This is a genomic window from Ureibacillus acetophenoni (genome assembly GCF_900220965.1).
Lineage (GTDB): Bacteria > Bacillota > Bacilli > Bacillales_A > Planococcaceae > Ureibacillus > Ureibacillus acetophenoni.
On record NZ_OBQC01000010.1, the window covers coordinates 1 to 23679 of the forward strand.

The following is a 23679-nucleotide window of genomic DNA, read 5'->3' on the forward strand; positions in this document are numbered from 1 at the left end:
GATCCCTCAAAGACGATGAGGTAGATAGGTTCGAGGTGGAAGTGTGGTGACACATGGAGCTGACGAATACTAATCGATCGAGGACTTAACCAAAACAAACTTGAACGCTTTCAATGTCTTTATCCAGTTTTGAGAGAACGAACTCTCAATTGAATAAGTGAAGTGATGATGGCAAAGAGGTCACACCCGTTCCCATACCGAACACGGAAGTTAAGCTCTTTAGCGCCGATGGTAGTTGGGGGCTTCCCCCTGTGAGAGTAGGACGTCGCTTCGCTTGTTTTTTTCGTGGAGGATTAGCTCAGCTGGGAGAGCACCTGCCTTACAAGCAGGGGGTCGGCGGTTCGAGCCCGTCATCCTCCACCATATATGCCGGTGTAGCTCAGTTGGTAGAGCAACTGACTTGTAATCAGTAGGTCGTGGGTTCGACTCCTATCGCCGGCATCATTACTTGGAGGGGTAGCGAAGTGGCTAAACGCGGCGGACTGTAAATCCGCTCCTTCGGGTTCGGCGGTTCGAATCCGTCCCCCTCCACCATTTTATGAGCCATTAGCTCAGTGGTAGAGCATCTGACTTTTAATCAGAGGGTCGAAGGTTCAAGTCCTTCATGGCTCATCTTAATAATGAAACATTTAAGCGGGTGTGGCGGAATTGGCAGACGCACTAGACTTAGGATCTAGCGCCGCAAGGCGTGGGGGTTCGACTCCCTTCACCCGCATTAGTTTTAAAACACATGCGGAAGTAGTTCAGTGGTAGAACACCACCTTGCCAAGGTGGGGGTCGCGGGTTCGAACCCCGTCTTCCGCTTCCAATGTGCCGGGGTGGCGGAACTGGCAGACGCACAGGACTTAAAATCCTGCGGTAGGTGACTACCGTACCGGTTCGATTCCGGTCCTCGGCACCATTTAAAATAACATATTTATTATGCGCCCGTAGCTCAATTGGATAGAGCGTCTGACTACGGATCAGAAGGTTGTGGGTTCGACTCCTGCCGGGCGCGCCATATTTACGGGAAGTAGCTCAGCTTGGTAGAGCACTTGGTTTGGGACCAAGGGGTCGCAGGTTCGAATCCTGTCTTCCCGACCATGAAGTTGTATATAATTGAAATAATTATTATGGGGCCTTAGCTCAGCTGGGAGAGCGCCTGCCTTGCACGCAGGAGGTCAGCGGTTCGATCCCGCTAGGCTCCACCATATAATAACGGAGGCGTACCCAAGTGGCTGAAGGGATCGGTCTTGAAAACCGACAGGCGGGTTAAACCGTGCGTGGGTTCAAATCCTACCGCCTCCGCCATTTTTATTAAATTTAATATTATTTTATTATCGCGGGGTGGAGCAGTGGTAGCTCGTCGGGCTCATAACCCGAAGGTCGCAGGTTCAAATCCTGTCCCCGCAACCAAATGGTCCCGTGGTGTAGCGGTTAACATGCCTGCCTGTCACGCAGGAGATCGCCGGTTCGATCCCGGTCGGGACCGCCATTTATATAAAAAATTGTGGGTCTGTAGCTCAGTTGGTAGAGCATTTGACTGAAGCTCAAAGTGTCGGCGGTTCGATTCCGTCCGGACCCACCATTTGCGGGTGTAGTTTAATGGTAAAACCTCAGCCTTCCAAGCTGATGTCGTGAGTTCGATTCTCATCACCCGCTCCATACATACATAAGTGGGCCTATAGCTCAGCTGGTTAGAGCGCACGCCTGATAAGCGTGAGGTCGATGGTTCAAGTCCATTTAGGCCCACCATATAAGTTTATTCCGAAGTAGCTCAGTGGTAGAGCAACCGGCTGTTAACCGGTTGGTCGTAGGTTCGAGTCCTACCTTCGGAGCCACGGCCCGTTGGTCAAGTGGTTAAGACACCGCCCTTTCACGGCGGTAACACGGGTTCGAATCCCGTACGGGTCATAAGTAAAAAAACACGACAGCATATCGACTGTCGTGTTTTTTTTATTTAGAGACTACTTAAACTGTCACTAGAACATGAATAACTTGTATCAAGAGATTGGGTTATTGGAGTTTCAACTAAAAAAGACGATAATCTATACTAATTAAAAATCTAAACTCTAAAAGAAAAGCTTAATTAACCTATCTAAAGGGTTAATTAAGCTTTTTTATTGTTCTTGAGATTGATTCTACGGGACTAAAAAATCACAAAAATTGTTCTCGAGATCGGTGCTCAAATAACTTTTAGAATATTAATGAATTTGCAGTATTACAACTTCTTGTTTTAGTGTTTTTAGAAAGATTAAGAACATTTCACGTTTAGTGTATTTATTTTTAATAATCTACAGTGCAAATCATTGAATATTGTAGTAATTGTATACATTTTTAGAGTTTTTATCGGCTTAATATTCTCTCGGAGTTTGTTAATGATCTGTAATTAATAGTTATATCAGGGTAATACGAGGGTAATAATTTTCCCCTATACTAATCCAAGTGAAAGTCGTTAGGAAGCGATGAAATGATAGAACGAATTATTTCAGTACAGTACTAATTGACAAGTAAATAGAAGGGAGAATATTAGATGAAAAAACGCATTAGTTCCATATTTTTGACAGCTACGATTTCTTTAACTTCGTTAGTTCCTGCGAATGCGCTGGCCAATGAAAAAGCAGAAATCGGTCCATGGATGAACACACAGCTGTCTGCTGAGGAACGTACAGAGTTACTTCTCGATGAGATGACGATGGAACAGAAGATTCAGCAAATCGCCATCTCGCGCTTTAATGAGAACAACACAGGTGATCCGGTTGTTATCAAAAGGGGCGGTACTAGTAAGTATCAAAACGGAGAATTTGCTCCAGAAGGTACTCTGCCTGGGTGTGATTGGCAGGATACTGGTCGTCAAATCCGTGGAATTGAGGAATTAGGAATTCCTACAGTCCGTATGACTAACGGTGGTACGGGTGTAAAAGGTGGATCATGTGGTAATGACCCGCTGGCAACAGGATTGCCATCTACTCCGGCATTAGCCGCAACTTTCGACCGTGAGCTGAACTATGAGGCTGGTCGAATTCTTGGCGAAGAAACTCGTGCCTTCGCGCATCACGTGTTGCTTGGGCCGGGCATGAACTTAATACGTCACCCGTACGGTGGCCGTAACTATGAATACTTTAGTGAGGATCCGTACTTAACGGGTACACTAGCGACTGAGCAAGTCAAAGGTATTCAGGCTCAAGGAGTTCAGGCCCAGCTTAAGCATTTGGCTGGTAACGAGCAAGAAACTGAGCGATGGACAATGGGTGTACAAGTTCCATCTCAAGCAATGAACGAGTTGTACATGTTGCCTTTCGAAATGACTGTCAAAGATGCTGACCCAGCTTCAGTGATGTGTTCATTCCCGGATGTTAACGGTACTTATGCTTGTGATAGCTCTGAATTACTACAAGATGCCCTACGTGGTAACTGGGGATTTGATGGTTACGTTATGAGTGACCGTCGTGCAATTCACGACACAGTTGCTGCCATCAAGGCAGGTACGAATGTTGAGTTAGACTGGGCACCACAGTACTACACTGAAGAAAAAATCCAGGATGCACTTGATTCTGGTGCAGTAACAGAGGAAGACATTGACAATCTTCTTCGTCCACGCTACATCAAGATGATTGAGTACGGACATATGGATGAGCCTTACGATAAATTCATGCCTGAAATTTTCGATCCGATTGCAAACGGTGCAAGCGCACGGAAGATGGCTGAGGAAGGTTCTGTACTGTTAAAGAACGATAACTTCCTACCATTGGACGGCGAGCCAGAGACTATAGCACTAATCGGCCTTGAGTGGTTCGGTGAAGAGGCAAAAATGTCTCCACGTTCTGTACGAGACAATAACGAGAACGTAAATGCTCCTTACACGGTTACTCCGCAAGAAGGATTAGAAAATGTTATCGAAGAGCTAGGCTACGACACTGAAGTAACTTATAACGATGGTCGTGACCCAGAGGCTGCTGCTAAGCTTGCTGCTGAGTCTGATGTCGTGTTACTAATGATTGGTGACAACCCACATGAGACTGTGGACCGCGATACGCTTGGTTTCCCAGCCATCGACCTTGACGAACATAAGGACCGTGAAGACTGGGTAGAGCAGGAACCGCTAATCGATGCAGTTCTAGAAGCCAATGCGGAGAACACAGCTGTAGTTCTGAAGACTTCTGGTACGGTACTTATGCCTTGGTTGGATGAGGTACCTGCAGTACTTCAAGCTTGGTACCCAGGTATGGAGGATGGTAATGCAGTAGCAAACCTGCTTTACGGTAAAGTGAATCCTTCTGGTAAATTACCTATGACGTGGGGTGCTACTGAGCGTGAAGCTGCCTTCGCTACGGAAGAGCAGTTCCCTGGAACTCGTCAAGATACTGGTAAGCCAGGTGGACCAGGCCCTTACGGTGACGGTTCCGATCAGCTAATTGCTAAATACACAGAGGGTCTAGAAATGGGTTATCGCTGGTACGAGGCAAACGATGTAGAGCCGATTTTCCCATTCGGTTATGGCCTGTCGTACACGACTTTCGAGTATGAAGACCTTAAAGTTAAGAAAGTCCGTGGTGGCAATGGTAACAACAGCTCGTTGGCTGGTATTGACGTTTCCTTCACGATTACGAACACTGGTGATGTTGCTGGTAAGGAGGCAGCACAGGTTTATCTGACTCTACCGAACGAGGCCGGACAGCCTACTAAGCGTCTTGTTAACTTCGAGAAGGTTTACCTTGAGCCTGGTGAGAGCGAGCGTGTGACTGTGCGTATTAACCATGCTGACTCTAACCATCCGTTCTCTTACTTTATTCCAGAAGAGCCAGACAACCTAGCGAACTGGGCTGATGGTGAGTGGGCTACTGTTGACGGAAAGTACCGCGTTCACGTTGGTGGTTCCTCTGCAGATACTCCATTGGAAAAGGATGTCCCTCTGAACTTTAAAGACGGCAAGAACAAGGGAAAAGGAAACAATGGAAAAAATAACGGGAACAACAAATCCTAATGATAGGCTTCTATCAAGGGGATGATATTGGCGACCCTATTTAGGTCGTAAGGTATCCCTAATATAGTGAGCCCGCGGGCCTCGGCGTGAATCGTTGAGCTCGCGGGCTCACCATTATTCTGGATACTTTTATTGATGAGGAAAGTGGGCAAAAAAGACAAAGAAGGATGTGAAAACTTTGATGAAGGGATTCGTTCAGAAAAGAAGACGAGGTCAGACTCAATTTTGGTGGATAGCCATTGGGCTTGCGGTACTATTATCTGCATGCGCAGTTAAGGGACCTGATCAGTCCGTTGGAAACGATAATGCCGTGGAACCTGCCACGTCCGGTCAAGGCGACTGGCAGGTTCCGGGTTTGGTGGATCAATCCGGTAAACCGATTGATGTACCGATGCCTATTCCAGCCACGGGCAAGACCCTTGACGTTACGGACTTTGGGGCAGATCCGAGTCCAGATTCACTTGATGATGCAAAAGCTATTCGGGCAGCATTAGAAGCAGCAGAACCAGGAGATGAGGTCGTACTACCAGCCGGCACATATGACCTGCGCTCTACTGATCCGGCAGACGAGTCGGCAAACATTGTGTTGCGCAACGGCGTGGACTTGCGCGGAGAAGACCAGGAGAGAACGGTGTTGCTGACCTCCTTTGACGGCGAAGATGACAGTCGGGTAATCCGTGGCTCCGGCGTCCACGATGTCATTGTCGCTGATTTCACTATCACTTCCCGTCACAATGGTCCACTCGGAGAAAATCCCGACGATGGTAACATGGGTGGAGGTCCGATGTACGGGGTCTACATCGGAACCGACAAAGGACAGCCTAGCTCCCAGGTTCTGGTGAAGAACCTGAGCATCAGCATGTTCGAACGCCATGGCATCTCTGTCAAAGCTAGCCGGGAAGTGACCCTCTCTGGTAATTACATTAGTGGGGCAACTGCTGTTGGCCCGGGCGGACAGGGCTACGGCATCGCTATCGAGGGTTCAAGGGATCAACATGATCCAGATGCCATCAACGATTCTAGGCACAACGTTGTCATCGACAATACATTTGATGGTAGGCATCTTCGACATGCCATACTACTGCAGTTTCCTACGCATAATAATCTTGTGGCGGACAATACCATTGTCGGTAGTCACCTCGATGCCATTGACTTACATGGTGAAGGTGAATATCTGAATGAAATCCGCGACAACACAATCGTTGGTGGTCAGAGGGCGGGCATCGCTCTGGGCAATTCCGGAGGTTCTAAGAACAAGCACGACGCCTCAGGATCTGGGAATTGGGTGCATTCCAACACCCTGATAGGAAATCGTCAGGGAATCCTCGTCATACTAGGAACTCCTGATACTCTCATCGAGAATAACAATATTTTTGCAAGGGAGGATTCAAAGGCTGGCATTGAGGTACGAAATGCGCCGGGCACGAAGTTGCAAAGGAATCATATCACTGGAGGATCTGACGGGTTCTGGGCAATCCGCCTTAGTGAGGACAGTGGTAATGGCGGACGAGGAAATGGAATCCCTAGAGGCATCCAAATAGAGTCCAATGTCATCCGAAACTCCGCCAATGGTATTAGGATTGATGCAGGTGACGACCTTAATGTGGTGGATAATATCGTTAATGAGATCGACGGCGAGGAGCTAAAAGTGGCCAACGAGGTCAAGGTGAAACAGTTCGCCCAGTAGGTTTAGTTCTGTAATAAAATATGGTTGAGGCCAAATAAAAACGCCCCGTAGAATTGGTAAGGATATCATTTTAACTTAGAGAATGCTTAATTAACCTTCCAAAGTTAATTAAGCATTTTTTATTGCTCGAGATCAGTTTTCATGGAAAAAGAACTTAAAACTAGCAATCTTTTAGAAAAGAAAATTTCAATTAATTTACAAAGTTTTATACACTGTATCAGTTATAATTAAGATAATGTGATGATTTGTAAGTATTGGAATCATCCATCCAAACAAATTATCCTGCATCCTAAAGAGAATGAGAGATTGCTATGGTTAGTAATGAATTAATACATAAACGGAATTCCATACTACTACTAATAATAAGTATTTTTTATTTTATACATATAACAATCAATATATTGGTTGAAGGTTTGGAAAGTATATTTCCACCATCTTATCTTTTTATCGTATTGGGTGCGATTCTGACAATCTTCATCTACAAAAGAGTAAACCCAAAGATTACAATGTATATAATCGTCAGCAGTGTGTATATTTATTTTTACTTTTTACTAAATGATTCTCCGTACTTGGTAAATTATCTTTTCATGTGGTTAGCTCTACCGCTTTGTGCTATCTATTTAAATTCGCGAGTGGTTGTGTTAGCCGGTATTGCTTCATTCGTTCTTACATATTACGCGTTCTTTTACCTTCATGAAGAGTTATTCCCAAATGTCGTTCAGGGAGATTTTATTTTTCTAGTAATGTTTGGAGTTATGGTTACGAGCTTGCTATTATTTTTTATTCGAAAAATTAATGAGGCAAATGATAAACTCCAGGCACTTGCGTATCTCGATCCTTTAACTGGGGTGGCGAATCGGTTGTTGCTAAAGGAAAAATTTAATTTTCTAAAGACGACAAAGATCAAATCCATCGCACTCGTGTTCATTGACATGAATGGTTTTAAAACAGTGAACGATACGTATGGTCATGAAATGGGCGATCAATTGTTGGAGGAAATCGCCTCAAGGTTAAAAAGTGAAGTGAGAGACACAGATTTACTATGCCGTTTAGGTGGCGATGAATTTGTCATACTATTCTCGAATCTTGACAATGCAAATCTCGACATCGTAAAAAATCGAATCCAGAGTACCCTGGAAACACCAATGTTCCTAAATCAACAAACAATCAATGTTTCCGCTAGTATAGGAACTTACTACACAACAGATATTTCACAGGCGGTACTAGAAACGATGCTGAAAGAGGCTGATAAAGCGATGTATAAGGCGAAGGGGAGAGATTTGAAATACGAAGGTGGGGCAGTTACATTGTCCTAATTACCAAATTTGTATGAGATATTAGCATGTCCCATCTGATAAGTGTAGAAATCATAAATTTTTCGAAAACAAGAATTAAAAATGCTTAATTAACCTTTCAAAGGTTTAATTAAGCATTTTTTACTGAGCTGACCTTTATTTTGATATCTTATGGAATTCATTCACATAGTTTGCAGCTTGAGCCCCTGAAATCTTTCCAAATACTGCGCCGGACATTAAACCAGAACCTCCAGGATAGTTTTTATAGAAGATTCCGCCAACCATTTCTCCAGCTGCGAATAGACCTTTGATTGGTTCTTCATCTTTATTTAATACCTCACCGTTTTTGTTAACATGCAGACCACCAAAGGCAAATGTAATACCGCAAGTAACAGGGAAGGCATAGAATGGACCTTGTTCAATTTTCATTGCCCAGTTTGTTTTCGGAGGAGTAATTCCTTTTGTTCCTTTTCCATCTTTAACAGAAGGGTTGTATTCACCGTCTTGTACGGCATTGTTATACTCCTCGATTGTTTTAATAAATTGCTCTTTGTTTACAGGTAATTTTTCTACTAACTCAGCTAGTGTATCCGCTTCATAGAAAGTAGCTTCTTCTAAATTATATTCTTTACGTAGAAGAGGGCGAACTTGAGCATCAAAAATTTGATATGCAACATGTCCTGGTTGCTTTAACACTTCGCGTCCATATTTTGCGTACGTATAGTTTCTAAAATCCGCACCTTCATCAACAAAGCGATTTCCGTCATTATTTAACATAATTCCAAGAGGGTAGGAGTGCTTTTTGAAAATATCGCCTGGTTTTGTAAAGTCTCCAACCTTAGGTGCGTTGAAGTCTGTACCGATTGAATGGCATCCATCCCATTCACCAAATTTTTGTGCTCCAACTTCAAGTGCCATTTCAATTCCATCACCAGTATTAAATTCTGTTCCTCGAACGATCGCAGCTTCCCATTCAGTGCCTAAATATTTTGAACGCAAGTTTTTGTTCGCTTCGAAACTACCACATGCTAACACAACACTTTTTGCTTCAACAGTGACTTCTTCACCTTGGCGAAGTACTTTAACGCCTGTAATTTGATCATCGTTTACTTGTAGTTTAGTAGCTTGCGATTCATACCAAATATCAATTTCTAATTCTTTGGCACGTTTAAATAATTGTTTCATCAAGCCAATACCTTTATCTTTTGTTTTAACCGGAAGTCCACCCCAGAAGTGAATTTTTCCGTCTTGTTTAAAGGATTGGTTATCATAGTTCAGTTCAAATTCAACCCCATTTTCTCTCATCCAAACAATCGTTTCATAAGATTTTGTAGTTAACTGATTGGCCAATTCAGGATGACTTTGCCCATCTGTCACTCTCATTAAATCTTCATAATAATCAGAAGCACTATACTCTGGCATTACAATTTTGTCAGCTTCATCATCTTGTAACGCAGGAATGACTTTTCGAATATCTTTTAGCTCATTATATGCAAAACGAATAGCACCATCTGTAAAATAGGAATTACCACCACTTTTATGTTCGGGACCTTTTTCAAGTACAAGTACATTAGACCCATTTTCTTTTGCAGAAATGGCAGCACATAAAGCGGCGTTTCCTGCCCCAACAACGACAACATCATAACTTTTAGTCATAATCAATTCCTCCACCTATAGTAATATTTACAATATTCTTAAAAATAATATAATTGAAATTAATAAATTAATAAAATACTGAAAATCGATACTCATCGATAGAAAATTTCTATAACTTGAATGGAGCTACTGCCTATGGATGAAAAGGACTGGCGTATTCTGCAAATGGTTTATGAAGAAAGAAATATTACAAAAGCTGCGGAACAACTATATATATCACAACCTTCCCTTACTTATCGAATTCAACAACTCGAGCAAGAGCTAGGAGTAAAAATTTTATCGAGAAGAAAAAGAGGAGTCGATTTTACCGTAGAAGGGGAGTACCTTGTACAATATGCGATTAGTATGCTCCATCGATTAAATGAACTGAAGGACTACTTAGCGAATTTAAATGGAAAAATTAAAGGAACGCTACGTCTAGGAGTCTCTCAAACGTATGCACGTTATAAGCTGCCAGTCATTTTGTCAGAGTTTTTAAGTGAATATCCTGAGGTGGATATTAAACTTAAATCTGGTTTTAGTTATGAAGTCATTCAAATGATTAATAAGGAAGAAACGAATATTGGAATTGTACGGGATACTTATGACTGGAAGGGACCGAAAATCTTACTAGACAAAGAAAAAATTTATATTGTTTCAAAAGAAGAGATTGAGCTAAGTGATTTGCCTAACTTAAGAAGAATTCATTACAATACAGATCTTTCACTCAAGAACGTCATTGATACGTGGTGGAAAGGAACGTTTGAAGCCCCACCAAAAATTACGATGGAAGTGGATTTAATAGATACATGCCGAGAGATGGTGGAAAATGGGTTAGGGTATGCCTTTTTACCGGAAATTTGTTTAAAAGGCTATGAACATTTAAAAAAATATGAGCTTACTTTAGAAGGGCAACAGCTGGTTAGAAATACCTGGTTAATATTCAATGAACATTCTTTGGATCTTTCAGTAGTAAAAGCCTTTATTAAATTTATGAAAAATGATGATTGTATTTAAAATAGCTTGGATCAACTAAAACATCTGTGCCAGGGAGAAGGATGATGAAAAAATCCCGATTTGTAACATTAAAAGTAAAAATACTCGGTTTAGTAATTCTATTAATTAGTCTCATTATTGCTTCATTAACTTTGATGTTTATCTATATACAACTAAATGAAGATAAAGTAAAAGCAGAGAAACTATCTTTACAAACAGCAAAAGCCCTATCATACATGCCTGCACTCCACGAAAGCTATCAATTAAATCGGGACAATAAAAGTCTGGATCAATTCATAGAACATGTAAAGTCTGAGGTTGAACCAATGACATTCTTTATTCAAAACCGAGATGGTTCAATTTTGGCATGGTCAGATGATAAGGATAGAAATCGAACATTCAACATAGAAGAAAGTAGTAATGCTTTAATTTTTGGAAGTTATTATGTGATCCAAACGAAGGAAGACGATAAAACCTTTATAAAAGCAGTTGCCCCTATAAAGGTTGATTATGGAGATTACTATAAAATCGAAGGAGCAGTTGTCGTACTATTTGATTTAGCTAATCTCTACTCATCCATTTGGGATTCCGTTAAGAAAGTGCTAAATGTGTCTTTGATTACTTTACTAATTGGAATTATTGGTAGTTATCTACTTTCAAACAGTATTCGTAAGGACACGTTAAATTTAGAACCCTATGAAATTGCTACAATGTTCAGAGAGAGAAATGCAATTTTGCAGTCCGTAAAGGAAGGAATTCTAGCAGTAGATAAGGATGGATGGATTACAATGATGAATTCATCGGCCCATTATTTATTAGATATCGAAAACCAAGCAGAGGGCATGAAACTTTCAAATGTCATAGAATCGAACGAATTACTAGAGATCATTAGTAGCAACGAAAAGTCTGTAAATGTTGAAATGCAATACAATGAGAAAATAATGATCATTAATACACAGCCGATAGTAGAAGATGGAATGAGGATTGGTACTGTTGCTTCTTTTCGTGACAGAACAGAAATTAAACATATGATTGATGCACTATCCGAAGTAAAACAATACTCGGATGATTTAAGAGCCCAATCCCATGAATATTCCAATAAACTCTATGCGATTTTAGGGCTTCTTCAACTGAATAAAAAAGAAGAGGCAATTGAATTAATTAAAAGTGAAACACAATTATATACAATCAATGAAGATTTAATATTTACAAAGATTCAAGATGAAAGAGTACAAGCAATCTTATTGGGGAAAATTGCTCAGGCATCTGAAAAGAAAATTGAGTTTGTTATTGATGAAGAAAGCACACTTACTCAAATACCTCAAGAGATCCCAACATCTTCCCTTATTGTCATTTTAGGGAATCTCATCAACAATGCCTTTGATGCTGTGAAAGAGAAAGATGAAAAAAAGGTGAGCTTCTTCGTTACTGATATTGGGAATGATATTATTTTTGAAGTGTATGACAACGGTAAAGGGATTCAAAAAGAAATTGAACATCAAATTTTTCAAAAGGGTCTTTCATCAAAAGGTAAAAATAGAGGATTTGGTCTTTTTAACGTAAAGATAGAAGTTGAATCACTGAAGGGGTTTATTGAATATAGCAGTGAATTGCAAAAGGGGACTGTTTTCACAGTGTATTTACCAAAAGGGGAGAGTTGATGTAGTGGATATAATTAATGTATTAATAGCAGAGGATGATTTCAGAATTGCTCAAATTCACGAAGAGTATCTATCCCAAATAAAAGGGATGAATGTAATAGGAAAAGCACTAAATGCAAAAGAAACAATGAAACTACTTAGTAATCAACCTGTAGATTTATTACTATTAGATATTTATATGCCTGATCAATTAGGGATTGAGTTATTAAGCGAAATAAGGGGGAAATTCCCGATGCTTGATGTAATACTCATAACTGCTGCAAAAGATATGGAATATTTAAAAAAGGCTTTAAAATTCGGAGTGGCTTTTTATCTTATTAAACCTGTTCCAATGGAAGTTTTTATAAATACAATTGAAAAATATAAAAAAAATAGACAAGTATTGAATTCTGTAACAGAGATCAATCAAAATGTTATTGATTATTTTTTTACAGTTGAAAATAAAGGGAAGCAAAAAGTGGATTTTCCTTCTGGTATCGATTATTTAACCTTAGAAAAGGTAAGGAATATACTCAAAAATGGAGAAGGTGGGTTAACTGCAGATAAAGTCGGTGAAATGATGGGAGCTTCTAGAACAACTGCAAGAAGGTATTTAGAGTATTTAGTAAGTATTGATCATGCATATGTTGAACAAGCGTACGGAGTAGTTGGGCGTCCAGAAAGGAATTATTTCTATAAGGAATTACAAAAGGAAAGGTATCTATAATCCTTTCCTTTTTATATTTACATTGACTAAAAATCGCATGTGAATTAGTTAACATATGAACAAAATGAACAATATTACCAAAATGTTTATAAAAAACAAATTTTAGAAAACGTTTACACAATATCTATTCTAAATTTATTATAAATTCAGAATAATTAAAAGGGAGTGGGGATCGTGAAAAAAAGGGGATTTTTACTAATACTCGGTTTGGTATTACTATTGTCTGCTTGTGGAACTACGAAAAATTCGTCTGGAGGTTCTGCATATCCAAACAAACATATTGAAATTGTAGCACCAGCATCGCCTGGGGGAGGCTGGGATTTAACAGCACGTTCGGTTCAAAAAATTTTGAAGGATAATGAGCTTGTACAGAATAATATAAACGTAATTAATAAGCCTGGAGGCGGCGGTGAAGTTGGTTGGAACTATTTAAATACAAAAGATAGCCATTACTTAGCTGTTAATTCAAGCTTACTTTTAACTAATAATTTACTAGGTCAAAGTAAATTAACGCACCAAGACTTTACACCTTTAGCGACTTTAGCAACAGAATGGCAAGCAATCGCCGTATCGGTGGATTCGCCATATCAAAATATTAATGAGTTATTTGAACAAATAAAGAAAGACCCAACATCTGTAAAAATCGGGGTAGGTCCTGGACTAGGGAACGATGACCATTTGTCTTTTGTACAAGCAACTGGCATGAAAGACATTCAAGCAAAAGATCTGAATTTCCTTGTATATGATGGTGGAGGTGGGGATGTTGTTACAGCGCTTTTAGGGAAACACGTAGATGCAGTGACGACTTCATTATCAGAAGTGAAAGAGCATCATCTTGCAGGAAAAGTAAAAATTTTAGCAGTTTCATCTGATGAAAGATTAGAAGAGCTAGAAGATGTACCAACATTGCAAGAAGAAGGGTTGGACATGGTGTTCCCACACTGGAGAGGAATTATGGGACCACCTAATATGACAGAAGAAGAAATTCAGTATTGGGATGAAAAATTATCAAAAATGGTAGAGTCTGAGGAATGGAAGCAACTACTTGAAAATAATGATTGGGATTCATTCTATCAAACTAGTGAAGAAACTCGATTGTTTATGGCTGAACAAGAGAAGTTGTACAAAGAATTAATCGATCAATCTGGATTAGTTCAGTAAAGGAGCGATGTTGATGAAATGGATCAAAATCGGGATGCCCGTATTAATGATTTTGATAAGCTTAACTTTTTTAATTGGCTCTTTTGCTATTCCAAAAGCCACACTTGGTAATCCGAATGGTCCTTCGTATTTTCCGATTGGGTTAAGTGTCCTTATGCTCGTCTTAAGCATCGTTTATTTGTTCAATGAACTGAAGACTCTTAAGGCATTTCATGAGGGCATTAAGGATTTAATGGACAAAAAAACACTGCGTCTAATCGGGTTTACAATCATACTAGGAGTTATTTACGCTAACATTTTTGAAAGAGTAGGATTTTTTGTTTCTACTCTTCTATTTCTAGGGGTACTTTTATTCTATTTAAATGGAATGAAAAAATGGCTTATTAACATCGTAGTATCTATTAGTTTTTCATTTATTACTTGGTACGGCTTTAGTCAATTATTAGGAGTAAGTTTACCGTAGAACAAGGGGGAATAGTATGGAAGGGTTTATGGAAGGACTTTTGACCGCTATTGAGCCGATTAATCTTTTCTGGATTGTTCTCGGTGGTTTTTTAGGAACGGTGGTAGGGATGCTTCCAGGATTAGGGCCAGCAACAGCAGTTGCCGTCCTAATCCCTGTGACATTCGGAATGGATCCAACGAGTGCCATTATTTTGATGGCAGCTATTTATTATGGAGCGATGTACGGAGGGTCTAGGAGTTCGATATTATTAAATACACCAGGAGACGGTTCGGCAATTGCTGCGACATTTGACGGTTATCCAATGGCGCAAAAGGGGCAAGCTGGACAAGCAATGGCAATTTCGGCTGTCGCATCATTTATTGGGGGGATTATCGCAACGTTTGGCTTTATATTCTTAGCACAACCGTTAGCGAATTTTGCATTAAAATTTGGTCCAGCCGAGTATTTCCTATTGATGTTATTAACACTTTCAGCGATTGTATCACTTTCGATCGGTAAGATGATAAAAGGGTTTATCGCTATGTGTTTAGGTCTTTTACTAAGTACTGTTGGGATAGACCCGCAAACAGGAATTCATCGTTTTACATTGGACAATCCCCATTTAAGTGAAGGAATTGATTTTCTAATAGTTATCATTGGGGTCTATGCAATAGGTGAAGTATTTTATAACTTCTTAACGATTAATAAAGAAAAGAAATCGCAAGACAAGAAAAGCAATATGGGGAAAGTTTGGTTTTCTAAAGAACAATGGAAAAGGTCAAAGTGGCCAATATTACGAAGTGCGCCATTAGGCTTTATTGTCGGGGTTCTTCCTGGTGCTGGCGGATCCATTGCATCGATGATTAGTTACTCAACGGAAAAGCAAATATCAAAAAAACCAGATGAATTCGGAAAAGGAGCAGTTGAGGGGCTTGCAGCACCTGAATCTGCGAATAACGCTGCTTCAGTTGGGGCAATGATTCCGTTATTGACAATGGGGATTCCTGGATCAGGAACGACGGCTGTTATGCTTGGTGCTCTCATCATGCTAGGTGTCAGACCAGGTCCAATGTTATTTGAAAATGACCCAGGAATGATTTGGGGTCTCATTAACAGTATGTTTATTGGGAATATTGTATTAGTGATCATTAATATCCTTTTAGTGGGACTGCTCGTGAAAGTTTTGAAAACACCTGCCAAGGTACTTTATCCATTAATTATCATGTTAGCCTTTATTGGGACTTATACATTAAGTTACAGTACGGTTGATTTTTATCTATTATTGATTTTTGGTGTAATAGGACTATTAATGAAGGTAATGGATTTCCCAATTGCTCCACTTGTATTAGCACTAATAGTTGGAGCAGATATGGAACAAAATTTCCGGATGGCACTAGTATCGTCTAATGGTAGTGTAAGTATTTTCTTCTCTTCGTGGATTTCTGTTGTATTGCTGATTTTAACAGTTTTATCCCTATTCTACCCATTAATAATGAAACTGTTTTTGAATAAAAAAAGTGCAAACTAAATAGTTTAAGATATTGTCCATTTGGTTGAAAAATAGAAGTGGAAAAGGATGTGCATTGTGCGCATCCTTTTTCATTTACACAATTTATTAGAAAATGGTTAATGTACATAATATTTAAAACTTTATCGTATTCCGATTTATTCCGTGTGTTAAAATAACTGCTAAAGAGAAAAAGGGAGATAAAAACGACCATGATTAATAGAGAAAGACTAGCAAAACATATCGAAGAACTTAGTCAGTTTGGAATGCAATCATCAGGTGGCATAAATCGTTTTTCATTTACTGAGGAAGAGGCGAAAGCGAACGAATACATCGAAAAACTTATGGAGGAAGCTGGGTTATCTGTTTCCTTTGATGCGGTTGGAAATGTGATTGGTGAACGTCAAGGAACAGAAGAAAAGGCACCAATTATGATTGGTTCGCACATTGATACGGTTCCACATGGTGGGAAATTTGATGGAGCCCTTGGGGTACTTGCGGCAATTGAAGTGGCACAAAGCTTAAAAGATCAAGGTATTCAGCTAAAATCACCTCTTAAAATCGTCTCATTTAAAGACGAAGAAGGAACACGTTTTGGGTTTGGATTACTCGGAAGTCGTGCGATGACAGGTATATTAAAAGAGGAAGAACTTGAGGGAAGAGATGATCAAGGGATTACCCTCAAAGAGGCTATGACTCAAAATGGATATGACCCTGAAAAAATAGGTGAAGCAAAAGTTCGCGAAGTAGCCGCTTATCTTGAACTACATATTGAACAAGGAAAAGTATTAGAAAGTGAAAATGTACCGGTTGGGATTGTAACGGGAATTGCTGGTCCAAGTTGGAAGGAAATTACTGTAAGAGGCCTTAGTGAGCATGCGGGGGCAACACCGATGCCAATTCGTCAAGATGCTCTAGTTGCTGCGAGTGAAATGATTTTAAATATCGAACAGATTGCGTTTAAATACAAGGATGCAGTAGCAACGGTAGGAAAATTACAAGTTAAACCGAATGGTGTTAACGTAATCCCTGGTGAAGTTACATTTTCGCTAGATGTTCGTGATCTTGATAATGAGCGTTGTGCAAAGATTGTGAATGAAATTAGTGAAATGATCCAAGAAGTTTCCCAAAAACGTAATGTGGAGTCTGAGATTGTCGAATTGCAAACAGTATCTTCTGTGCAAGCAGATGCAGCTATGCAAGCAACTATTAAAGAAGCCGTTGTTTCCAAAGGAATTAAACCGATTTCCCTTGTTAGTGGGGCCGGACATGATGCCATGAACTTAGCAAGAATTTGCCCAATGGGTATGATCTTTGTTCGTTCAAAAGATGGCATTAGCCACAATCCATTAGAATATTCTTCAATAGATGATTGTGAAATTGCTACAAATGTTTTATTTGATACATTAGTACGTTTGGACCAATCTATATAAATGTAATATCTTTAGCAAATTCATATAAATGCGATATTGAGACAGGCATCCTGGCCGAACTGAACTTTCGTGGGCAAGGAGCCTGTCTCTCTGCGTCTTTTATTATGTTATAGGACTGATATACCAGTATAACAATATTTAGGAGAATTAAATAATTATATCCATCGAGAATCCGAATTAAAGTAAATTTCAGAATAAAATCATTATTTAAAAAAACTATATTGACAAACTGATTTAATATTATTAAAATTAGAAACAATTAAATTTTACAAAATTTAATAGATTCTTATCAAGAGAGACGGAGGGACAGGCCCACTGAAGTCTCGGCAGCAGCTTTATGCCAGTGCCAAATCCTGCAAGTAATTCACTTGAAAGATAAGAATGAGAGCCATTGCAATCTTTCATTTCTTAGCTTCTAAGAAATGATTTTTTTTTGGGAATCAGCGGTTTTGAGAAAGAAGGGATAAAAATGATAGAGTTTTTAGATGTTTCTAAAACTTTTAAAATAGCTAAACGTGAAGTTCATGCTGTTAGAAATGTATCACTAACAGTAAACAAAGGCGATATTTTCGGTGTCATTGGTTTTAGTGGCGCAGGGAAGAGTACATTATTAAGGCTCGTAAACTTACTAGAGGCCCCAACCTCTGGAATGGTCAAAATTAACGATACAGATTTAGCTTCACTGTCTGCGAAAGATTTACGTCAATTAAGACGTAGAATTGGGATGATTTTTCAAAACTTTAATTTATTCTCATCACGTACTGTCGCAGGAAATGTAGCATATCCTCTGAAGTTAGAAGGCGTTCCTAAGGCTGAAATCGAACGTCGTACAGCAGAACTATTAGAATTTGTTGGTTTATCAGATAAGGCGAAAAACTTCCCGGAGCAATTATCAGGTGGACAAAAGCAACGGGTTGGGATTGCACGTGCATTAGCAACGAATCCGGAAATTTTGATATGTGATGAAGCAACATCTGCGCTGGATCCTGAAACGACAGCGGATATTTTAAAGCTATTAAAGCGGGTAAACAAAGAATTAGGTATTACAGTTCTATTGATTACACACGAAATGAATGTAATTACAACGATTTGTAATCGCGTTGCAGTAATGGAAAATGGTGAAGTAATTGAATTAGGGGATGTGCTTGATGTGTTTACAAAACCTGAACATCCTACGACACAACGCTTCATTGAGTCGGTTAACAAAGATTTACCTTCTGCAGAACTACTAAAAGAGTGGCATGCTGCAGGTGATAAACATATATACCAAGTTACATATACAGGTGGCGCTACTAACCAACCATTATTATCGCAGGTGACTCAAAAATACGATGTTCATTTCAATATTGTTTATGGTTCAGTTCGTGAAATCCAAGGAAATTTGTTGGGGAACTTAGTTTTATCGTTTAAAGGAGATCAAGATAAAGTATCTAAAGCAATTCAAGAACTACAAGCAATTGTTGACATTAAGGAGGTTATCTTAGATGAAAGTTGATTGGAGTACCTTTTACCAGCACATTATTGAGGCGACTGGTGAAACAATCTACATGGTGACCCTTACGCTAATTTTTGGTTCTATTTTCGGTATAACGGTTGGCTTGGCGCTATTCGTTACACGTCAAAATAATATATTAGAAAACAGATGGATTTTTGGTATTTTGAACTTCATCATTAATATCATTCGTCCAATCCCATTCATTGTATTTCTAGTATTCTTAATGCCTGTGACACGTACAGTTATGGGAACAACGATTGGGACAGGGGCAGCCATATTCCCAATGGCCATTATGGCTACATTTAGTGTTGCACGTATCGTGGAGCAAAACTTAATGAGTATCGATCCGGGAGTAATTGAAGCATCAAAGGCGATGGGAGCTAGCCCACTACAAATTATTTTCACTGTGTTAATTCCAGAGGCACTTGGACCTTTAGTGCTAGGGTTAACATTCGTATCAATTGGCTTAATCGACTTCTCGGCTGTGGCTGGTTATGTTGGTGGCGGTGGTTTAGGCCAAGTAGCCATTACATATGGTTATCAAAGGTTCGATACGAGCGTCATGATTGTAACAGTTGTTATATTAATTATTTTAGTACAAATTGCACAATGGATAGGCAATACAATTGCAAAAAAACTAATGAGACGATAGGAGTAAATAAAAGTGAAAAAATTACTATTATTAGCTTTAACAGCACTTGCTGCACTTGCTTTAGCTGCATGTGGCGGTAATGAAAATTCAGAAGGATCAGATAAAGTAATTAAAATTGGTGTAAACGGAGCAGACGGAGCTCAATGGCCAGTAATGGTTGAATTAGCTAAAAAAGAGGGAATCACGTTAGAAGTAGTAGAGTTTACTGATTATATTTTGCCGAACAAAGCATTGGCAGCTGGTGATATCGACTTAAATGCATTCCAAACAATTTCATTTTTCTCTAACTTTGTTAATGAGTCTGGTGAAGATTTAGTTCCAATTAGTACAACTGTATTTGCACCATTAGGGGTTTATTCAGACAAAATTACTTCTATAGACGATTTACAAAAAGGCGATAAAGTTGCTATTCCTAATGATGCATCAACTCTTCCACGTGCGTTAAATTTATTGCAAGAGGCAGGAGTGCTTGAACTAAGTGATGATTTTGGTATTACTGGAGATGAAACGAAAATTACGTCAAATCCACTTGAACTTGAAATTATCCCAATGGAACCACAACAAACAGCACGTGTACTACCTGATGTAACAATTTCATTAATAAACAATGGTATTGCAGCACAAGCAGGCTTAACACCAACTACTGATGCAATTTACTACGAAAATTCAGAGTCAGAAACGGTTGAACCATATATTAACATTATGGCAGCACGAGCAGAAGAAGCAGATAATGAAGATTACTTGAAAATCGCTGAACTTTATCATACACCAGAAGTAGAAGAGGCGATTAAAGAAGAGTTTAAAGGTAGTCAAATTATCATCCGTAAAACAGCAGAAGAAACAGCAACAATGTTTGAAAATATGCTGAAATATTATAAATAAGGTATCAAATAGATAACTATAAACATTGTTCCATTTAAAAGAGATTAAAATAACCCATCTGAGCTCACAACGCTCGGATGGGTTATTTTTATTTGAAGTAGAGATAGATCCCTGGAACAAAAATCAATATTACTAAAACACTATTTTTCGCCTTGAGAAAAATGGTGTTTTTCATTTTGTCCCAGATATTTATATTTACAATGAATTTCACTAAGTTAAATAGGGGGATAAATTCGAGTCATATACTAAACAGGTTCTCTAACTATGTGAGTGACTTTTACTCTATGCAAACATGCGATAAAAATCGAAAAAGTAAGTAAATGAATATACTTAGAAACTATTAAGTTATAACAATTTCCCCAAATTAAAAGAATATAAATTGATAGATTCCCTCTATATACCATTAAAGTAATAATAGATATTCTAAATATGCAAACTATTTTAATAATTTCGAAAAAAGAAAACGGAGGGGTCTTATGAAAAAGAAAGTAGTAGCACTATCATTAACTGGATTATTAGCATTGGGAGCTGTCACGCCAGTATTACCTGCCTATGCTGTAGGTGAAGGACCTAACTATGGTGGAAATGAATCGATTCAAACTGCTAATCTTTATACTTACGATGAAATGGTAAAGTTCCTTAAAACGCAAGATGCTAAGCAAGACGCTATGCAACTTGAGGTAATTGGTCAAACGGTAAAAGGTCGAGATATCCACCTAGCAAAATATATTTCAGACCCAAGCAACCCAACGATTCTATTTTTAACACAACAGCACGGGAATGAACAATTAACTACAGAAGGTGCATTAGAATTCATCAAACATCTTGGTACAGGTAAAACAAAGGGCGTACTTGATAATGTCAATATTCTTATTTTACCAATGTTGAATGCAGATGGTGCGATGGGGGATGTAGATTTTTCTCTTGAAGATTATATAGCAGACGGGGGACGTCATTTAACACGTTACAATGCAGTAGGAGCGGACTTAAATCGTGATCACGTTGCTAAAGTGCATCCTGAAACAAAAGCCCTTCATGAAAATGTTTTACAAAAGTATGATATTGATTACATGATCGATTTACATCATCAAGGTACTCAATCTAGACGTGATGGGAAATTAGTATCAGGTTCGATGCTTTATCCAACAAATAGTAATGTGAAACCAGAAGTATTAGAGAAATCGAAAAAACTAGGGGCAGTTGTATTTAATGCTGTTGATTCTACTGGATGGGGACATATAGCAAAATATAATGGCGGTAGTGGTGAGAATATTGGCCGAAATGGTGCCGCAGTTCAATACGATATTTCCACATTACTTTTCGAAATGCGCGGAATGTCTGATCACGAAGGTGAGTGGGCAATCATTGGTCAAAAGAGTAATGGTTACTTAATCAAACAAACGATTACGACACTTGATGCTGCAGTTCGAGCAATAGCGGATGGTTCAATTGAAACTGTTGATACTAGTTTCTGGGATACATTAGAAACGCAAAGATAATGAGAGCATTTTTATAGGTTGCTAGATTTGGACAATCATATGGAGGGATTTCATGAAAAAGAAGTTTTCAACGGTCATTTTACCAGCGGCATTGGCACTCACATTAGGAGTTTCTTCTGCCGCTTTTGCAACACCGCAGTCTACACCTAACGGACCATACATCGAAGACAATCAAAACAATTCTTTAGCAAGTTTTATGTCAAACGAGGACTTAGCAAAGAAACTACAAAACCTTGAAAAGTCTGCTAATGGGAAGATGAAGCTTGAAATTGCTGGCTATTCCAATCTTGCACCAGATGGATATCAAACGGAAGCGGACAAGGGTGAACCAATCTATTTAGTTAAGTTTGGTGATAACGATCCGAATAAGAAGCGTATTCTAATTACCGCTCAAATTCATGGAAATGAGCAAATTGGTGCGGAAGCTGCGATCGATCTGATTCAGAAGCTTTCATCAAATGGGCAGGAAGTTAATGAGATTTTAGATAAAGTATCAATCTGGATCATGCCACGCATTAACCCAGAAGGCGCAGATAATTTATACGAAGGTAAGTGGTATCCGACTCGCTATACGCACCAGACTTGGCTGCCTGAAAACATTGGGTTACCAGCGGATACAGTTGCCCCTTGGTACTACAATAAAGATGGTAGTGAAAGAGCGCAAAATAATGAAGGCCGCGTAGTTTACGGAATTCCAGGGTATGATCAGAACAGGGATTACAATCCGAATCTAGATTTTAGAGTAGAGAATCATAATCTCGACGAAGTTGCTTCATTCCTAAACTCGAGAACGACGAATAACAGTAGATATGGTGGCTTCTATGTAACAGCAGAAGCACGAACGGTTACAAGTGTATTCCAAGAGTTCCAACCGGATGTCTTTGTAGATGTTCATCACCGCGGTTTCAACACAGTATCTGATGAGGATAATCGCTCTGTGCCTGTCCAATTTGCAGCAGTAGTAGCTGAGCCATATACAGATCCATTTACAGGGAAGCAGTATGAAGTAGATGAAGATGTACTTACGCTTGCAAAACAAGTAAATGCTCTATCAGCACTTACTCTACAAAAGGGAAATTCACATTTTGGCGCTGTTCAAAAATATCCTAATGTGAATTTACCTGGTACTGCTCTTGGTGCGTTCGCTCTAAACGACACGTCGATTATGCTAATTGAAATTAAAGGTCAAAGTCAGACGCTAGGACAAAAGCAGTCTGGTATGTTAAAAGAAACAGTTACTCAGCCTTTAATGGCCGTTTTCAAAGGTCTGGCTGATGGCTCAATACACGAAGTCGATACAAAAGTATACGATGAAATTCCAGAGAGTGCCAACCCAATCAAAGACCCTACTTCAAGGAATTAAGAATGGAAAATAGAATAGGTTAAAATCGAAAACACCATTTTTCACTAGTTGAAAAATGGTGCTTTTGTGTGGAATCAATTTTCGTTACAGGGGTTGTTTCAGGGTACAGCCTCAGCCATCCTTTCTACATAATCAATAGTTAGTGTGTAAATCTACTATAGTAACCAAAACGTAAAATTAATATAGTTTGAACATAAGATTAGAAAATTGAAATAGTTATTTTTTCACTTTAATAGTATATAATTTAGGATAAATGTATTAAGTGTAAATTCGAAATATTTATAAATATAAAATAAATA

General features: G+C 39.1%; 16 protein-coding genes, 18 tRNA genes, 2 rRNA genes and 1 riboswitch. Of the genes, 35 read left to right on the forward strand and 1 reads right to left on the reverse strand.

What is annotated here, in order from left to right; genetic code table 11:
• The 23 genes from CRO45_RS12880 to CRO45_RS12990 form a co-directional block, all read left to right on the forward strand.
• A 23S ribosomal RNA gene (locus CRO45_RS12880) occupies window positions 1-93 on the forward strand; the annotation flags it as partial.
• Between the two features lie 65 nt (window positions 94-158).
• Window positions 159-274: ribosomal RNA gene (gene rrf, locus CRO45_RS12885) — 5S ribosomal RNA — on the forward strand.
• 13 nt (window positions 275-287) lie between these two features.
• Window positions 288-363: transfer RNA gene (locus tag CRO45_RS12890), tRNA-Val, on the forward strand.
• Window positions 364-368: 5 nt separating this feature from the next.
• Window positions 369-441 (forward strand) — tRNA-Thr (locus tag CRO45_RS12895).
• Between the two features lie 9 nt (window positions 442-450).
• A tRNA-Tyr gene (locus CRO45_RS12900) sits at window positions 451-534 on the forward strand.
• Window positions 535-540: 6 nt separating this feature from the next.
• A tRNA-Lys gene (locus tag CRO45_RS12905) sits at window positions 541-612 on the forward strand.
• 21 nt (window positions 613-633) lie between these two features.
• Window positions 634-715, forward strand: a tRNA-Leu gene (locus CRO45_RS12910).
• A 17-nt stretch (window positions 716-732) separates the two neighbouring features.
• Window positions 733-804, forward strand: a tRNA-Gly gene (locus CRO45_RS12915).
• Window positions 805-812: 8 nt separating this feature from the next.
• Window positions 813-901, forward strand: a tRNA-Leu gene (locus CRO45_RS12920).
• 22 nt (window positions 902-923) lie between these two features.
• Window positions 924-1000, forward strand: a tRNA-Arg gene (locus tag CRO45_RS12925).
• Window positions 1001-1006: 6 nt separating this feature from the next.
• A tRNA-Pro gene (locus tag CRO45_RS12930) sits at window positions 1007-1083 on the forward strand.
• Window positions 1084-1114: 31 nt separating this feature from the next.
• Window positions 1115-1190 (forward strand) — tRNA-Ala (locus tag CRO45_RS12935).
• Between the two features lie 9 nt (window positions 1191-1199).
• A tRNA-Ser gene (locus tag CRO45_RS12940) sits at window positions 1200-1290 on the forward strand.
• Window positions 1291-1320: 30 nt separating this feature from the next.
• Window positions 1321-1395: transfer RNA gene (locus CRO45_RS12945), tRNA-Met, on the forward strand.
• A gap of 3 nt (window positions 1396-1398) precedes the next feature.
• Window positions 1399-1474 (forward strand) — tRNA-Asp (locus tag CRO45_RS12950).
• 17 nt (window positions 1475-1491) lie between these two features.
• Window positions 1492-1567 (forward strand) — tRNA-Phe (locus tag CRO45_RS12955).
• 3 nt (window positions 1568-1570) lie between these two features.
• Window positions 1571-1644: transfer RNA gene (locus CRO45_RS12960), tRNA-Gly, on the forward strand.
• A gap of 13 nt (window positions 1645-1657) precedes the next feature.
• Window positions 1658-1734, forward strand: a tRNA-Ile gene (locus CRO45_RS12965).
• An 11-nt stretch (window positions 1735-1745) separates the two neighbouring features.
• Window positions 1746-1820: transfer RNA gene (locus CRO45_RS12970), tRNA-Asn, on the forward strand.
• A 1-nt stretch (window position 1821) separates the two neighbouring features.
• A tRNA-Glu gene (locus CRO45_RS12975) sits at window positions 1822-1893 on the forward strand.
• A gap of 982 nt (window positions 1894-2875) precedes the next feature.
• The gene (locus CRO45_RS12980) at window positions 2876-4963 is read left to right on the forward strand and encodes a beta-glucosidase family protein (RefSeq protein WP_235864599.1); all 2088 of its coding nucleotides are present in this window, start codon (window positions 2876-2878) and stop codon (window positions 4961-4963) included.
• Window positions 4964-5144: 181 nt separating this feature from the next.
• Window positions 5145-6650: a right-handed parallel beta-helix repeat-containing protein gene (locus CRO45_RS12985; RefSeq protein ID WP_235864600.1), complete on the forward strand. Its 1506-nt coding sequence runs from the start codon at window positions 5145-5147 to the stop codon at window positions 6648-6650.
• A gap of 413 nt (window positions 6651-7063) precedes the next feature.
• Window positions 7064-7966 carry a GGDEF domain-containing protein gene (locus tag CRO45_RS12990; protein WP_235864593.1) on the forward strand — a complete coding sequence of 301 codons (903 nt, stop codon included), beginning with the start codon at window positions 7064-7066 and terminating at the stop codon, window positions 7964-7966.
• 135 nt (window positions 7967-8101) lie between these two features.
• Here CRO45_RS12990 and tcuA read toward each other — a convergent pair whose 3' ends face one another.
• Entirely contained in the window at window positions 8102-9601 is a 1500-nt protein-coding gene (gene tcuA, locus CRO45_RS12995) for an FAD-dependent tricarballylate dehydrogenase TcuA (protein WP_097150067.1), read from the reverse strand.
• Window positions 9602-9736: 135 nt separating this feature from the next.
• Between tcuA and CRO45_RS13000 the strand changes: the two genes are divergently transcribed.
• From CRO45_RS13000 to CRO45_RS13055, 12 genes are all read left to right on the forward strand, one after another.
• Complete coding sequence (locus tag CRO45_RS13000) at window positions 9737-10597, forward strand: LysR family transcriptional regulator (RefSeq protein ID WP_097150068.1); 861 nt, start codon at window positions 9737-9739, stop codon at window positions 10595-10597.
• A 44-nt stretch (window positions 10598-10641) separates the two neighbouring features.
• Window positions 10642-12237 (forward strand): sensor histidine kinase, encoded by a 1596-nt coding sequence (locus tag CRO45_RS13005; protein WP_097150069.1) that lies wholly within the window; start codon window positions 10642-10644, stop codon window positions 12235-12237.
• 10 nt (window positions 12238-12247) lie between these two features.
• Complete coding sequence (locus CRO45_RS13010; RefSeq protein WP_097150212.1) at window positions 12248-12943, forward strand: response regulator; 696 nt, start codon at window positions 12248-12250, stop codon at window positions 12941-12943.
• Between the two features lie 174 nt (window positions 12944-13117).
• Window positions 13118-14104, forward strand: coding sequence for a tripartite tricarboxylate transporter substrate binding protein (locus CRO45_RS13015; RefSeq protein WP_097150070.1), 987 nt, complete (start codon window positions 13118-13120; stop codon window positions 14102-14104).
• A 13-nt stretch (window positions 14105-14117) separates the two neighbouring features.
• Window positions 14118-14567: a tripartite tricarboxylate transporter TctB family protein gene (locus CRO45_RS13020; RefSeq protein WP_097150071.1), complete on the forward strand. Its 450-nt coding sequence runs from the start codon at window positions 14118-14120 to the stop codon at window positions 14565-14567.
• Window positions 14568-14583: 16 nt separating this feature from the next.
• A complete protein-coding gene (locus CRO45_RS13025; RefSeq protein ID WP_097150072.1) occupies window positions 14584-16077 on the forward strand; it encodes a tripartite tricarboxylate transporter permease in 1494 nt (497 codons plus the stop codon).
• Window positions 16078-16268: 191 nt separating this feature from the next.
• Entirely contained in the window at window positions 16269-17489 is a 1221-nt protein-coding gene (locus CRO45_RS13030; protein ID WP_097150073.1) for a Zn-dependent hydrolase, read from the forward strand.
• A 283-nt stretch (window positions 17490-17772) separates the two neighbouring features.
• Window positions 17773-17871: riboswitch (SAM riboswitch) on the forward strand.
• 87 nt (window positions 17872-17958) lie between these two features.
• Window positions 17959-18984, forward strand: a complete 1026-nt coding sequence (locus tag CRO45_RS13035) for a methionine ABC transporter ATP-binding protein (protein ID WP_097150074.1) — start codon at window positions 17959-17961, stop codon at window positions 18982-18984.
• A complete protein-coding gene (locus tag CRO45_RS13040) occupies window positions 18974-19636 on the forward strand; it encodes a methionine ABC transporter permease (RefSeq protein ID WP_097150075.1) in 663 nt (220 codons plus the stop codon). The genes CRO45_RS13035 and CRO45_RS13040 overlap by 11 nt, the downstream gene beginning before the upstream one ends.
• A gap of 12 nt (window positions 19637-19648) precedes the next feature.
• Complete coding sequence (locus tag CRO45_RS13045) at window positions 19649-20518, forward strand: MetQ/NlpA family ABC transporter substrate-binding protein (protein ID WP_097150076.1); 870 nt, start codon at window positions 19649-19651, stop codon at window positions 20516-20518.
• A 476-nt stretch (window positions 20519-20994) separates the two neighbouring features.
• Window positions 20995-22017 carry a M14 family zinc carboxypeptidase gene (locus CRO45_RS13050; RefSeq protein WP_097150077.1) on the forward strand — a complete coding sequence of 341 codons (1023 nt, stop codon included), beginning with the start codon at window positions 20995-20997 and terminating at the stop codon, window positions 22015-22017.
• A 52-nt stretch (window positions 22018-22069) separates the two neighbouring features.
• Entirely contained in the window at window positions 22070-23380 is a 1311-nt protein-coding gene (locus CRO45_RS13055; protein WP_097150078.1) for a M14 family zinc carboxypeptidase, read from the forward strand.
• Window positions 23381-23679 lie beyond the last annotated feature (299 nt).